The sequence below is a fragment of the Pseudoxanthomonas suwonensis genome, assembly GCF_010093235.1.
In the GTDB taxonomy this organism is placed as follows: Bacteria; Pseudomonadota; Gammaproteobacteria; order Xanthomonadales; family Xanthomonadaceae; genus Pseudoxanthomonas; species Pseudoxanthomonas suwonensis.
In genome coordinates this window covers 71,504-84,501 of record NZ_PDWP01000009.1, presented here as the reverse complement: position 1 = coordinate 84,501, position 12,998 = coordinate 71,504, and the positions used below count along the sequence as shown (strand labels likewise).

At 72.5% G+C, this 12,998-nt stretch carries 10 protein-coding genes; 5 read left to right on the top strand and 5 right to left on the bottom strand.

All coding sequences use genetic code 11. The features are described from left to right. The first annotated feature begins 6 nt into the window (after positions 1-6). Entirely contained in the window at positions 7-165 is a 159-nt protein-coding gene (locus CSC68_RS05870; protein ID WP_162202589.1) for a hypothetical protein, read from the top strand. A gap of 67 nt (positions 166-232) precedes the next feature. Here the strand turns inward: CSC68_RS05870 and sppA are convergent, their stop codons facing one another. Continuing rightward, positions 233-2,137 carry a signal peptide peptidase SppA gene (gene sppA / locus CSC68_RS05865; RefSeq protein ID WP_162202588.1) on the bottom strand — a complete coding sequence of 635 codons (1,905 nt, stop codon included), beginning with the start codon at positions 2,135-2,137 and terminating at the stop codon, positions 233-235. Positions 2,138-2,215: 78 nt separating this feature from the next. After that, entirely contained in the window at positions 2,216-3,622 is a 1,407-nt protein-coding gene (locus tag CSC68_RS05860; RefSeq protein ID WP_425501209.1) for an MATE family efflux transporter, read from the bottom strand. A gap of 84 nt (positions 3,623-3,706) precedes the next feature. On the opposite strand from CSC68_RS05860, the gene CSC68_RS05855 reads away from it, so the two are divergent. Beyond that, on the top strand, positions 3,707-4,771 hold the full coding sequence (locus tag CSC68_RS05855) for a DUF3667 domain-containing protein (protein ID WP_162202586.1): 1,065 nt from the start codon (positions 3,707-3,709) through the stop codon (positions 4,769-4,771). 9 nt (positions 4,772-4,780) lie between these two features. On the opposite strand, the gene CSC68_RS05850 is transcribed toward CSC68_RS05855, so the two are convergent. Next, positions 4,781-6,148: a hypothetical protein gene (locus CSC68_RS05850; RefSeq protein ID WP_162202585.1), complete on the bottom strand. Its 1,368-nt coding sequence runs from the start codon at positions 6,146-6,148 to the stop codon at positions 4,781-4,783. Between the two features lie 433 nt (positions 6,149-6,581). On the opposite strand from CSC68_RS05850, the gene CSC68_RS05845 reads away from it, so the two are divergent. Beyond that, positions 6,582-8,807 carry a primosomal protein N' gene (locus CSC68_RS05845; protein WP_162202584.1) on the top strand — a complete coding sequence of 742 codons (2,226 nt, stop codon included), beginning with the start codon at positions 6,582-6,584 and terminating at the stop codon, positions 8,805-8,807. Between the two features lie 7 nt (positions 8,808-8,814). Here CSC68_RS05845 and CSC68_RS05840 read toward each other — a convergent pair whose 3' ends face one another. After that, entirely contained in the window at positions 8,815-9,096 is a 282-nt protein-coding gene (locus tag CSC68_RS05840) for a hypothetical protein (RefSeq protein WP_162202583.1), read from the bottom strand. A 413-nt stretch (positions 9,097-9,509) separates the two neighbouring features. Beyond that, a complete protein-coding gene (locus CSC68_RS05835) occupies positions 9,510-10,262 on the bottom strand; it encodes an NYN domain-containing protein (RefSeq protein WP_162202582.1) in 753 nt (250 codons plus the stop codon). Between the two features lie 91 nt (positions 10,263-10,353). Here CSC68_RS05835 and CSC68_RS05830 point away from each other — a divergent pair, with 91 nt between their 5' ends. Further along, positions 10,354-11,664: an MFS transporter gene (locus tag CSC68_RS05830; protein ID WP_162202581.1), complete on the top strand. Its 1,311-nt coding sequence runs from the start codon at positions 10,354-10,356 to the stop codon at positions 11,662-11,664. Between the two features lie 25 nt (positions 11,665-11,689). Next, positions 11,690-12,970 (top strand): NAD(P)/FAD-dependent oxidoreductase, encoded by a 1,281-nt coding sequence (locus CSC68_RS05825; RefSeq protein WP_162202580.1) that lies wholly within the window; start codon positions 11,690-11,692, stop codon positions 12,968-12,970. Positions 12,971-12,998 lie beyond the last annotated feature (28 nt).

The following is a 12,998-nucleotide window of genomic DNA, read 5'->3' as shown; positions in this document are numbered from 1 at the left end:
TGCAGCATGGACCGATGCCCGCGTACCGCGATTCCGCGCGCCCGGCTCGCATTGGCGGCGCTTGCGGCGCTGCTCGTGCTGGCCGCCTGCCGGCGCGAAGCACCACCCACCGAACGGCCGCCCGAGCCGCAGGCGACGGCCACGGCCGAGGCGCCCGGCGGCTGAACCAGGCGCCCCGAACGCAGACGGCCCCGCCATGGGCGGGGCCGTCGCGGGCGGAGCCGGCCGCGGACTACAGGCCGCAGAAGCAGTAGGCCAGCGCCTTGACCGGCGCGCCGTCGCGTTCGCGCACGGCGTTCTCGACGAAGCGCAGCTGCGCCTCGGTCTCGGGCATGGTGCGGGCCAGCAGCGCGCGGGCGAAGCCGGTGTCGTCCAGCAGCGCGCCGCCGAGGCGGCTGCCCGCAAGGCCGGCCATGAACTGCGCGAACGGCGAGGCTTCCTTCTCCACGTAGCGCACGCGGTACTTGCCTTCCTGCAACTCCACGCGCGAGGCGGCGTCGGCGATGGCGTCCGACAGCCCGCCCATCGCATCGACCAGGCCGCGCTCCAGCGCCTGCGCGCCGCTCCACACGCGGCCCCGGGCCACCGCGTCGATCTCCTCGGCGCTGCGCCCGCGCGCATTGGCGACCTTGCCGATGAAGTCGGCGTAACCCTTGTCGATCACCGACTGGATCACGCGGCCCACGTCGGGGTCCAGCGGGCGGGTGATGTCGAACGCGCCGGCGTAGCGGGTGGTGCCCACGCCGTCGGTGTGCACGCCGATCTTGTCCAGGGTGCGGGTGAAGTTGGGCACCAGGCCGAAGATGCCGATCGAACCGGTGATGGTCGACGGATCGGCGTAGATGCGGTCGGCGTCCATGCTGATCCAGTAGCCGCCGGACGCGGCCAGGTCGCCCATCGACACCACCACCGGCTTGCCGGCTTCCTTCAGCAGCGCGACCTCGCGGCGGATCTGCTCGGAGGCGAACACCTCGCCGCCGGGCGAATCCACGCGCAGGACCACCGCCTTGATGTCGTCGTCATCGCGCGCCTGGCGCAGCAGGGCGGCGGTGGACTCGCCACCGATGCGGCCGGCCGGCTGGTCGCCGCCGGTGATCTCGCCCTCGGCCACCACCACCGCCACCTGCGGGCGCTTGTCCAGCGGCAGGGCCTTGCGGTCCAGGTGCTGCAGGTAGGCCGACAGGCCGATGTTGCGGAAGCCCAGGTCCTCGTCCTCGTCGGCGACGCCGCGCTCGGCCAGCAGGTCCAGTACTTCCTCGCGGGTCTTCAGGCCGTCGACCAGCTTCAGCTCCAGCGCGTGCCGGGCCACGTCGCCGCCGGCCGCCTCGATGCCCGCGGCCAGCTGGTCGACCTGCGCGGCCAGTTCGGCCTTATCCAGCCTGCGGGCCCTGGCCACGTCGTCCAGGTAGCGGCCCCAGATGTCGTTCATCCAGTACAGGTCGGCTTCCTTGGACTCGGGCGACGCCGCGTCGAGGATGTACGGCTCGGCGGCGGACTTGTACTCGCCGACGCGGAACAGGTGCACGTCCACGCCCAGCTTTTCCTGCAGGCCCTGGCGGTAGTACTGGCGGTAGCGGCCGATGCCCTGCAGCAGGAGGCTGCCCATCGGGGCCCGGTAGACCTCGTCGGCCAGCGCCGCCAGCAGGTACTGGGCCTGGCCCATGCCCTCGGAGAAGGCGATCACCTGCTTGCCGGACTCGCGCAGGCGGGCCAGCGCCGCCGCCAGCTCGCGCAGCGAGGCGTAGCCGGACGGCTGCAGGCCGTCGACCCGCAGCAGGACGCGCTCGACGTTCCTGTCCTCGCGCGCGGCCTCGATCACCCGCAGCAGGTCGCGCAGCTGCACCTCGCCCGCGTCCTGCGCTCCCATCGCCCTGGCCAGCGCGCGGCTGACCGGATCGGCCGTGAACTGCTCCACCAGCCGCCCTTCCGGCGCCAGCACCAGGGTGGTGCGGTCGCGTATCGGCTGGGTGCCGCTGCCGCGGCCCAGGGCCACGACGAAGCTGACCAGGACCAGGAACAGCAGCCCGAAGAACAGCAGGTTGAGGATCAACCGCCGGGTGAAGTTCATCACGTCCCACAGCCCGACGAAGAAGGCTGCGATCGGGTTGCGTTGGCGGGGCAGCGGAGGAGGAATCATCAAGGGCTCCAGCGGGCGGCTACGGTCTTGCGGTGTTGGCCTGCAGCATAGCCGGGCGGCCGCGCGGATTCATACGCCTTAAGTAACCGTGCCGGAGGTCGTCCCGGGCGTGGCCACCGGTGGCGGCAGCCGGCGCAGGCTGTAGGCCAGGCGCCAGCCCATCAGCACGGCGGCGGCGCTCAGGCCCAGGATCAGGCCGGTCCACATGCCCTGCGGGCCGCGGCCCAGTCCCAGGCCCAGCCACGCGCCCAGCGGCATGCCGATGCCCCAGTACGACACCATTGCAAGGAACATTGGCACCCGGGTATCGCGCAGGCCGCGCAGGGCGCCGGCGGACATCACTTGGACCCCGTCCGGGAACTGGAAGGTGGCCGCGTACAGCAGCAGCACCGAGGCGGTGGCGGCGACCGCGGCATCGCGGGGGTAGATGGCGACGATGGCGTCGTGGCCCAGCAGCATCACCAGGGCCGAGCAGGCCTGGGTGGCCAGCACGATGGTGTAGCCGGCGCGCGCGGCGCGGCGCACGCCCAGCGGATCGCCGGCGCCCAGGGCGCGGCCCACGCGCACCGTGGTCGCCTCGGCCAGGCCCATCGGCACCATGAAGCACAGCGCCGAGACGTTGATCGCGATCTGGTGCGCGGCCGCCGGCACCTCGCCCAGGCGCGCGATCAGCAGCGCCGTGGCGATGAACAGCCCGCCCTCCATCAGCACGGTCACGCCGATCGGCAGGCCGGTGGCGAGCAGGCCGCGGATGTCGTCCCAGCATGGCGGATCGAAACGCGCGAACAGGCCCAGCGGGGCGAACCGGCGCGAGCGCGCCAGGTAGGCCGCGAAGCAAAGCGCCTGCAGCCACATCACCACCGCCGAGGCCGTACCCAGGCCGGCGGGTCCCAGCTCCGGCAGCGGCCCGACGCCAAAGGTCAGCGCATAGCCCAGCGGTGCCAGCACGCCCAGTCCGGCGAAGCCCAGGACCATGGTCGGCAGGGTCCAGTGCAGGCCTTCGCTGAGGTAGCGCATGCAGAAGAACAGGATCAGCGCCGGCACGCCCCAGCGGATCGCGTGGGCGAAGGCGATCGCGCCGGGCACGATCTCCGGGGCGATGCCGAACCGGGCCAGGCCCAGCGGCGCCAGGCTCAGGAACGCGAACATCAGCACGCCCAGGCCCAGCGCCAGCCACAGGGCCTGGCGGAACAGCCGCGCGATCGCGTCGCGGCGGCCGCTGCCGTCCAGCTGCGAGACCGACGCGGGCAACGCGGTGAGCGTGCCGATCGGCACCATCATCGGCAGCCACAGCAGGGCGGTGCCGACGGTGACCGAGGCCAGGGTCTGGGTGCCGTGGCGCCCGGCGATGACGTTGTCGACGAGGCCGATCAGGCCGGTGGACACGTGGCCCAGCACCAGCGGCAGGGCGAGCGTGGCGGTGGCGAGCAGCTCCTGGCCGAAGCGGCGCTCCGGCTGGGAAGAAGAAGACATGGGAATGCGCAGGGAAGCTGCGGTCGTGCCGGGGGCACTGGCACCGGGCTCCGCGGGCTGGCTATGTTCCCCGCACCCCGCCGCTGCGACCACGCCGTGTCCGAAAGCCATCCGCGCGACTGCGCCAACTGCTCGACCCCCCTGCACGGCGAGTACTGCCATCTCTGCGGCCAGCATGCGCACAACCCGGTGCGCAGCTTCGCCCATGCCGTGGAGGAGGTGTTCGAGTCGTTCTGGCACCTGGACGGGCGCATCTTCCGCACCGTGCGCCGGCTGCTGGCGCCGGGACGCCTGGCCGAGGACTACCTGCACGGCAGGCGCGCGCCGTACGTGGCGCCGATGCGCCTGTTCGTGGTGCTGTGCGTGCTGACCTTCTTCGTCGGACGCGGCGTGATCCACTTCGGCGACGACGGCAGCGGCGACGCGGCGGTGAAGGTGCAGATGGTCGACCAGGGCGTGGCGCAGGCGACCACGGCCGAGGAAGTCGAGCGCGTGCGCGGGAAGCGCGTGGCTGAGCTGGCCGAGGCGCGCGACCAGCTGCCGCCCCTGATGGCTCCGATGCGCGGCGGCTTCGACCGCACCATCGAAGAGCTCCACGCCCAGGCCGACGCGCGGGTGCGGGAACTGGGCGGCACCCCGGCGCCGCGGCCGGTGGCGGACGCCGGGCCGGAACCCACCACCTGGCTGGAAGCCCAGGACCAGCGCATGCGCCGCAACATCGCCCGCCTGCAGGACGATCCGGAACTGCTCAAGCACGCCTTCCTTGGCAGCATGCCCAGCGCGCTGTTCCTGCTGGTGCCGGTGTTCGCCCTGCTGCTGAAGCTGGCCTACCTCGGCAGCGGCCGCCTGTACCTGGAACACCTGGTGGTGGCGCTGTACAGCCACGCCTTCCTGTGCCTGGCGCTGCTGGGGCAGATGCTGCTGGCGCTGCTGTCGCGCTGGACCGGCGAGGTCCTGCCGCTGGCCGCCGCCGGCGTCGGGCTGGTCTCGCTTGCGCTGTGGCTGTGGATGCCGGTCTACCTGCTGCTGATGCAGAAGCGGGTCTATGCCCAGGGCTGGGGATGGACCGTGCTGCGGTACGTCGCGGTCGGCTCGGTGTACTCGCTGCTGGTGGGCATGGTGGTGGCGGCGGTGTTCGTGCTGAGCCTGGCGCGGCTGTAGCCGGCGCGTTCAGCGCACGGCGGCGACCTCGTCCAGCCAGTCCGCGCGCCGCGCGGCCGGTAGCGCCAGGAGTTCCTGGCGCAGTTCCACCCGGCCAACCGGCGACTGCCGGCGCAGCACCTCGGCCAGCTGCCTGCGCTGCCCTGCCTCCATCGCACGCAGGATCGCCAGCAGCCGCGACCTTTCCGCCTCCGGCACGTAGCCCAGCCAGGGCTGCAGGCGCGGCCAGTCGTCGCCCACGGCGGGACCGAGCAGCCAGCCGCGCCGCTCCATCCTGTCCAGGGTGGCGAAGCGGCGGCGCAGCTGCTCCTGCTCGGCCACCGGCAGCGCGGAATAGCGCGCGAAGGCCTCGCGCAGGATCGCCCTGTCGCCGGCATCGAGCTCCGCCCAGGCCTGCTCCGCCAGCCGGCCCGCGTCCTCCTCCGGCGGCGGCACCAGCGGCTCCGCCGCGTCGCCGGCCTCGCGCTCCATCCTCGATGCCGGGGCACCGGCGGCGTACCAGGACAGGAAGTCCACCGCCGCGACCACCGGGTCCAGCGGCGGCTCGTCGAGGGCGGGGGGAACGGGGTCGGCCGGCACCGCCGGGGGAGCCGGATCGGGCAGCGGCTCCACCAGGATCGGACCACGGTCGTGGACCCGCAGGTCGTCCGCTCCGGCCACGTCGTCCGCGGGAGGCGGCAACGGCAGCGCGGCCGACCGCTGCTGCCCCCACCCCCAGGCGCCGGCGCCCGCCAGGGCCGCCACGGCCAGCAGCAGGAGCGCGACCCACAGCGTGCGCCGGCCGCGGCCCGGGCCCTTCCCCACGGCATGGGCCCGGGGGGATGGTGCTTCCGGCGTCCCGTGCCCGGCCAGGGCGGTCTCGCGCAGCGCGGCGATGCGCTCCAGGCGGCTCTCGGGCAGGTCGCGGGCCGCCTGCTGGATGGCCTGGGCCAGGCCATGCCAGGCCGCCACGTCCACCTGCCCGGTGGCGTCGCGCGGGCAGGCCGCGGCCAGCCGTTCGCGGTAGACCCCGAGCGCCACGCCCATTGCCTCGGCCGCCGGCTGTTCGTCCAGGCCACCGGCAAGCCGCAGCAGCAGGGCCCGGCGGTCGGCCGGCGCCGGCGTGGCCAGCAGGTCCAGGCCGGGCGGCCATTGCCCGCCCTGCGCGTCCAGCGGACAGGCTGCCAGCAGGCGCCAGTAACGACCCGGCCATTCGGCCATCGGCAGCTGCGCGGCCTCGACCCGGAACGCGCGGACCGTCGCCGCGAACGCCTGGTCGGCCGCATCCGCGTCCCCGGCCTGCAGCCAGAGGAACACCCAGGCGCGGCGTTCGCTGCCGCGCAGGAAGGCGGCCAGCGCCGGTGGTACTTCGTTGGCAGGGGGCAAGATGCGTCCCATGTGCGATTACAGGCCCGCGATGATATGCGCCCGGCTTGCCGCTCCGCGCCTTGACGGAACGCACAAAAGGCGCTCCCCCCAGTGTTTACGCGGCCTGCGCCGGATCAGGTTGTGCACAGCGCCGCGGGAAGCCCGGATTGCTGGCCTGCAAGAGGCCCTGATCCCTGCCTTCACCCGTGTTCCACGCACAAGTTATTGTTTTTTCGAAATTTTCCCTTGTGGCGTTTTTTTGACCAACCTGAGCGATGGCTCGATCTGGCCGCATTTGCGGCGTGAAGCCACAGCGTCATGCACAAACTTATCCACAGTTCGTGTGGATAAAGGCGAATCCACAGCGGCGGCGGGCAGTTACGTGCGCTTTAGAAAGGTAACGCTAGCAATGCGGTGCAGGGCAGCATCGGCGGGCGGCCGGTGCCGGCCTTAGACTTCCGCCATGTCCCTGCCCGTTCCGACCGCGGCCTGCCTCCGGGTGCCCCTGCCGGTCCCCCTGCCCCGCCTGTTCGACTACCTGCCCCCGGCCGGCACCGCCCCGGCGGAAGCGGACGTGGGCCGGCGGGTACGGGTGCCGTTCGGCTCGCGCGAACTGGTCGGGGTGGTGGCAGGGGTCGGGCCGGCCGAGGTCGGCGACGGCCTGCGCCAGGCCCTGGCCCTGCTCGACCCCGAGCCGTTGCTGCAGGGCGAGCTGCTCGACTCCCTGCGCTGGCTGGCGCGCTACACCCACGCGCCGCTGGGGGAGGTCCTGGCGACCGCCCTGCCCGCCGCCCTGCGCGCCGGTGACCCGCTCCCGGACACCCACGCCTGGGCCTGGCAGCTGACCGAAGCCGGCCGCACCGCCATCGCCGGCCTGCGCCGTGGCACCCGTCCGCACCGGCTGGCCACCCTGCTGCAGGACGGTCCGGCCGACGAGGACCGGCTGGCGCTGGAGCTGGACGAGTGGCGCGAGGCTGCCCGCGCCCTGCTCAAGCGCGACCTGGTGGAACGGGTCGCGATCCCGGCCAGCGCCATGGCCCCGGCCCCGCAAGCCGGCCCGGAGCCCAATCCCGAGCAGGCCGAGGCGATCGCCACCCTGCGCGCCGCCCGAGGTTTCAGCCCGGCGCTGCTGGAAGGCGTGACCGGCAGCGGCAAGACCGAGGTCTACCTGCACGCCATCGCCGAGTGCCTGGCCCGCGGCCGCCAGGCCTTGGTGCTGGTGCCCGAGATCGGCCTGACCCCGCAGACCCTGGCCCGCTTCCGCGCCCGCCTGGGCGTGCCGGTGCACGCGCTGCACTCCGGCCTGGCCGACGGCGAGCGCGCCCGGGTCTGGGCCGCAGCCTGGCGCGGCGAGGCACGGGTGATCGTCGGCACCCGCTCGGCGGTGTTCACCCCGCTGCCGGAGGCCGGGCTGATCGTGGTCGACGAGGAGCACGACGGCAGCTACAAGCAGCAGGACGGCATCCGCTACCACGCCCGCGACTTCGCCCTGGTGCGCGGCAAGGCGCTGGACGTGCCCGTGCTGCTGGGCAGCGCCACGCCTTCGCTGGAAACCCTGCACAACGCCTGCGCCGGCCGCTACGGCTACCTGCGCCTGCGCCGCCGTGCCGGCGACGCGCGCCCGCCGAGCGTGCGCATCCTCGACGTGCGCAAGCGCCCGCTGCAGGCCGGGCTGGCGCCGGAGACCCTGCAGATGGTCGAGGCCGCGCTCAAGGACGGCGGCCAGGTGCTGGTGTTCAAGAACCGGCGCGGCTACGCGCCGGTGTTGCTGTGCCACGACTGCGGCTGGAGCGCGCACTGCCCGCGCTGCAGTACCGAGGTGCAGTCCACGCCAATGCCCGTGCATGCCGGTGGCGGACGCCTGGTCTGCCACCACGGCGGCCACCGCCAGTCGCGCCCGCTGGCCTGCCCGGACTGCGCCAGCCTGGCGCTGCAGCCGCAGGGCGTGGGCACCGAGCGCCTGGAGGAACTGCTGGCCGAGCGCTTCGCCGGCTGGCCGGTGCTGCGCATCGACCGCGGCACCACCGCGCGCCGCGACGGCCTGCAGAAGCTGCTGGCCGAACTCGGCGACAAGCCCGGCATCCTGGTCGGCACCCAGATCCTGGCCAAGGGCCACGACCTGCCCAACCTCACCCGGGTGGTGGTGGTCGGCGTGGACGAAGGCCTGTTCTCCTCGGACTTCCGTGGCGGCGAGAAGCTGGCCCAGCTGCTGGTGCAGGTCGCCGGCCGCGCCGGGCGCGCGCGCAAGCCGGGCGAAGTGTGGTGGCAGACCCACCATCCGGACCATCCGCTGCTGCATGCGCTGATCAACGGCGGCTACGAATCCTTCGCCGAGGCCGAGCTGGTCCAGCGCGAAGCCGCGGCGTTCCCGCCCTACACATACATGGCGATCCTGCGCGCCGAGGCCGGCCAGGTCGAGGCGGCCGCCGCCTTCCTGCGCGCCGCGCGGCACGTGCTCGAGGACGTGGCCTTCGCCGGCGGCAAGGCGCCGGAGGTGGAGCTGCATGGCCCGATCACGGCGCCGATGGCGCGGCGTGCCGGCCACTACCGCATGCAGCTGCTGGTGTCCTCGGCGCGGCGCGGCGCCCTCCATGCCTGCCTCGATGCGGCCGTCCCGGCGCTGTATTCCCTGCCCGAGGCGCGGCGCGCACGCTGGTCGCTGGACGTGGATCCGGTGGACCTGTACTGAGCAGCAGCTACATCGGGCACTTCCAGCGCTTCATGCTGGCGACGATCGCCTCGGTGCTCTCTGTTTTCGCCCTCAATGCGCCGCGGAGGTCCCCGCACATCCTGCGCCTGGCCGCCTCCTGCAAGCGGCCACCGAACGAGCTGTCCTGCATCCGCAGTCCGGGAAGATGGCTGGGCGGCCCCAACGGATCCGCCTCGCCATGCTCGAACAGGTCGCGACGGAAGTTGCCGTCGCCGCCACTGCCGCTGTTCTGGCGAGTGAGCCATCCCACGGGCAGGTCGAGGCTCAAGGTTGGTACCGGAGACGGCTCCGGGGATGCAATGACCGTTTGCCCCGGGGGGCGTTGCAACAGCCGGGGCAGGCGAAGGCCCGGAGGCGGCTTCTGCTTCCATTTGCGGGGCCGCCGCCGCCGGCCGCGGCCGCTCCGACCAGCTGATCCGCATCCGTTCCAGCCCTTCGCGCGGCCTACTGCCTTCGCCTTCCCCGCTACTGGAAAGCAGCAGCACGATCGGGCCATGCACCGCCACCGCCAGCACCATCGCCAGCCAGCACCACTGCGGCGGGTTGTCGCCGCGGCCGTCCGGGGCGTATCGGGGGCTTCCCTGCGTGGCTTCCATGGATGTCCGTCTCCAGTGCCCTGCACCGGCATGACTGACCGCCGCGGCCGGCCATGGTTCCCGCGCACCCGGCGACCCTGCCGGGTCAGCCGGCCTTCTTCTTCGCCGGGGCGCGGCGGCGCGGTTTGTCGCGCACCCACAGGGTCTTGCCTTCCTCGCGCATCTCGAACAGGCCGGTGGCCTTCACCAGGTCGCTGAGCTTGCGGTAGCCGTAGTTGCGCGGATCGAACGAGGCCTGGTTGCCGATCTGGCTGCCGACCATGTCGAGCCGGGTCCAGCCGTCGTCGCCGCTGCCGGCGTCCACCGCGCTGCGCAGCATCTGCACCAGGCGCGCGTCGTTGCGCAGCTCCTGCGCGTCCTTGGGCGCGGTGCTGCTGGCCTGGTCGCTGTCGCTCGCCGGCCGGCCCAGCGCCTCGACGTAGGTGAACTTGGAGCAGGCATTGACGAAGGGCGACGGCGTCTTCTTCTCGCCGAAGCCGTAGACCTTCATGCCGTCGGTCAGCAGGCGCATCACCAGCGGGGTGAAGTCCGCGTCGCTGGAGACGATGGCGAAGCCGTCGAGGTTGCGCGCGTACAGCAGGTCCATGGCGTCGATCACCATAGCCATGTCCGAGGCGTTCTTGCCGCTGGAATAGGCGAACTGCTGGATCGGGCGGATCGCGTATTCGTGCAGCACCGCTTCCCAGCCCTTGAGGTTGGGGCTCTTCCAGTTGCCGTAGGCGCGGCGGACGTTGGCCACGCCGTGGCGGGCGACCTCGGCCAGCACCAGGTCGATCTTCGACGCCGGCGCGTTGTCGGCGTCGATCAGCAGGGCGATGCGCTTTTCGGGTTCGGCCATGGCGGTACCCCTGGATGGATGCCGGGAGTCTGGCACACGACCCGGCGCCGCGGCGCCGACACCGGGCCGCGGCCCATGCCATCATCGGCCCATGGCCGTGACCCGTGAACTCACCCCCGCCCGGCGCCTGCGCAGCATCTTCAGCGGCTCGGGCGGCAACCTGGTGGAGTGGTACGACTGGTACGTCTACGCGGCGTTCTCGCTGTACTTCGCCGAGGTGTTCTTCCCCGGCGGCGACCGCACCAGCCAGCTGCTGAAGACCGCGGCCATCTTCGCCGTCGGCTTCCTGATGCGCCCGCTGGGCGGGTGGCTGCTGGGACGCTATGCCGACCGCCACGGGCGCAAGGCGGCGCTGCTGCTTTCGGTATGGATGATGTGCAGCGGCTCGCTGCTGATCGCGCTCACCCCGGGCTACGCGAGCATCGGCATCGCCGCGCCTGTGCTGCTGGTGCTGGCGCGGCTGCTGCAGGGCCTGTCGGTCGGCGGCGAGTACGGCACCTCGGCGACCTATCTCAGCGAGATGGCCAGCCGCGAACACCGCGGCTTCTGGTCCAGTTTCCAGTACGTGACCCTGGTGATGGGCCACCTGCTGGCGCTTGGCGTGCTGCTGACGCTGCAGGCGCTGCTCGATGCCGGACAGCTGCGCGCCTGGGGCTGGCGCATTCCGTTCGCGATCGGTGCCCTGGCCGCGCTGGCGGCGCTATGGCTGCGGCGGACCATGCTGGAGACCGAGTCGTTCGTGCGCAGCGAGGCCGACGGCTCGCCGGCGCACCAGCGCCGCCAGGGCACGTTGCGCCTGCTGCTACGGCACCCGCGTGCGCTGCTGAGCGTGGTCGGCCTGACCATGGGCGGCACCCTGGCCTTCTATACGTACACGACCTACGTGCACAAGTTCCTGGTCAACAGCGCCGGCCTTCCCAGCGAGAGCGCGGCGCGGGTCAATGCCGGCACGCTGTTCGTGTACATGTTGCTGCAGCCGCTGGTGGGCGCGCTGTCCGACCGCGTCGGCCGGCGACCGGTGCTGATCGCCTTCGGCGTGCTCGGCGCCCTGCTCACCGTTCCGATCCTCGACCGCCTGCAGGATGTGCAGACCGCCGGCGAGGCGTTCTGGCTGGTGCTGCTGGCGCTGGTCGTGGTCAGCGGCTACACCGCGATCAATGCGGTGGTGAAGGCCGAGCTGTTCCCGGTGGAGATCCGCGCCCTGGGCGTGGGCCTGCCCTACGCGCTGACGGTGGCGATCTTCGGCGGCAGCGCCGAATACATCGCCCTGTGGTTCAAGCAGCACGGCATCGAGCGCGGCTTCTACTGGTACGTCACCGCCTGCATTGCATGCTCGCTGCTGGTCTACCTGTGGATGCCCGATACCCGGCGGCATTCGCGCATCGACGAAGACCCCGCCTGACCAACCCGACCGACTGGAGTCCCCGATGAGCGCAGCCCGTCCCGATCGCCCGCACCTGGTCGTGATCGGAGGCGGCTTCGCCGGGCTCTGGGCCACCCGCGCGCTGGCCTGGGCGCCGCCGCGCATCACCCTCGTCGACCGCAGCAACCACCACCTGTTCCAGCCCCTGCTCTACCAGGTGGCGACGGCCGGGCTTTCCGCGCCGGATATCGCGGCCCCGCTGCGCCATATCCTGCGCCGGCAGCGCAATGTCGAGATCCGCCTGGGCGAAGTGGAGGCGATCGATCCGCAGGCGCGCACGGCCACGCTGGCCGACGGCAAGGCTTTGCATTACGACTACCTGCTGCTGGCCACCGGCGCCACCCATGCCTACTTCGGCAACGAACAGTGGGCCGCACACGCGCCCGGGCTGAAGTCGCTGGACGACGCGCTGGAACTGCGGCGCAAGCTGCTGCTGGCGTTCGAGCGCGCCGAGGCCTGCGACGATCCGGCCGAGCGCGCGGCCTGGCTGGAGTTCGCCATCGTCGGCGGCGGACCGACCGGCGTGGAGCTGGCCGGCACCCTGGCCGAAATCGCGCGCCACACCCTGCGCGACCAGTTCCGCAACATCGACCCGGCCAGCGCGCGGGTGCGCCTGATCGAGGCCGGACCGCGCGTGCTCGCCTCTTTCCCCGAGGCGCTTTCGCAGAAGGCGCGGCGCCAACTGGAGAAGCTGGGCGTGGAAGTCAGCACCGGCGTGCCGGTCACCGATATCGACGCCGGCGGCTACCGGCTGGGCGACGCCTACGTGCGTTCGCGCACCATCGTCTGGGCCGCCGGGGTGGCCGCTTCGCCGCTGGCGCGCTCGCTGGGCGTGCCGCTGGATCGCGCCGGGCGCGTGCCGGTGGAGCCGGACCTGTCGGTGCCCGGACACCCGGAGATCTTCGTGGCCGGCGACCTGGCCGCGGTGAAACAGGCCGACGGTTCGCCGGTGCCGGGCGTGGCGCCGGCGGCCAAGCAGATGGGCCGGCATGTCGCCCGTGCGATCCAGGCGCGGCTGCAGGGCGCGCCGGCGCGGCCGTTCCGCTACCGCGACTTCGGCAACCTGGCCACGATCGGGCGCATGGCCGCGGTGGTCGACATCCACGGCATCCGGCTCTCGGGCGTCCTGGCCTGGTGGTTCTGGCTGGCCGCGCACGTGTTCTTCCTGATCGGCTTCCGCAACCGCCTGGTGGTACTGCTCAACTGGGCCTGGGCCTACTGGAGCTACCAGCGCGCGGCGCGCATCATCCTCGGCCGCGACCGCGACCCGTCCGCGCCCCGCTGATCGCCGCGCGTCCGCGCGCCGGCGTGGC

Coding starts and splice junctions, on each gene's coding strand:
- CSC68_RS05870 (WP_162202589.1), top strand. CDS start 7: ATGGACCGATGCCCGCGTACCGCGATTCCGCGCGCCCGGCTCGCATTG.
- sppA (WP_162202588.1), bottom strand. CDS start 2,137: ATGATTCCTCCTCCGCTGCCCCGCCAACGCAACCCGATCGCAGCCTTC.
- CSC68_RS05850 (WP_162202585.1), bottom strand. CDS start 6,148: ATGGGACGCATCTTGCCCCCTGCCAACGAAGTACCACCGGCGCTGGCC.
- CSC68_RS05845 (WP_162202584.1), top strand. CDS start 6,582: ATGTCCCTGCCCGTTCCGACCGCGGCCTGCCTCCGGGTGCCCCTGCCG.
- CSC68_RS05835 (WP_162202582.1), bottom strand. CDS start 10,262: ATGGCCGAACCCGAAAAGCGCATCGCCCTGCTGATCGACGCCGACAAC.
- CSC68_RS05830 (WP_162202581.1), top strand. CDS start 10,354: ATGGCCGTGACCCGTGAACTCACCCCCGCCCGGCGCCTGCGCAGCATC.
- CSC68_RS05825 (WP_162202580.1), top strand. CDS start 11,690: ATGAGCGCAGCCCGTCCCGATCGCCCGCACCTGGTCGTGATCGGAGGC.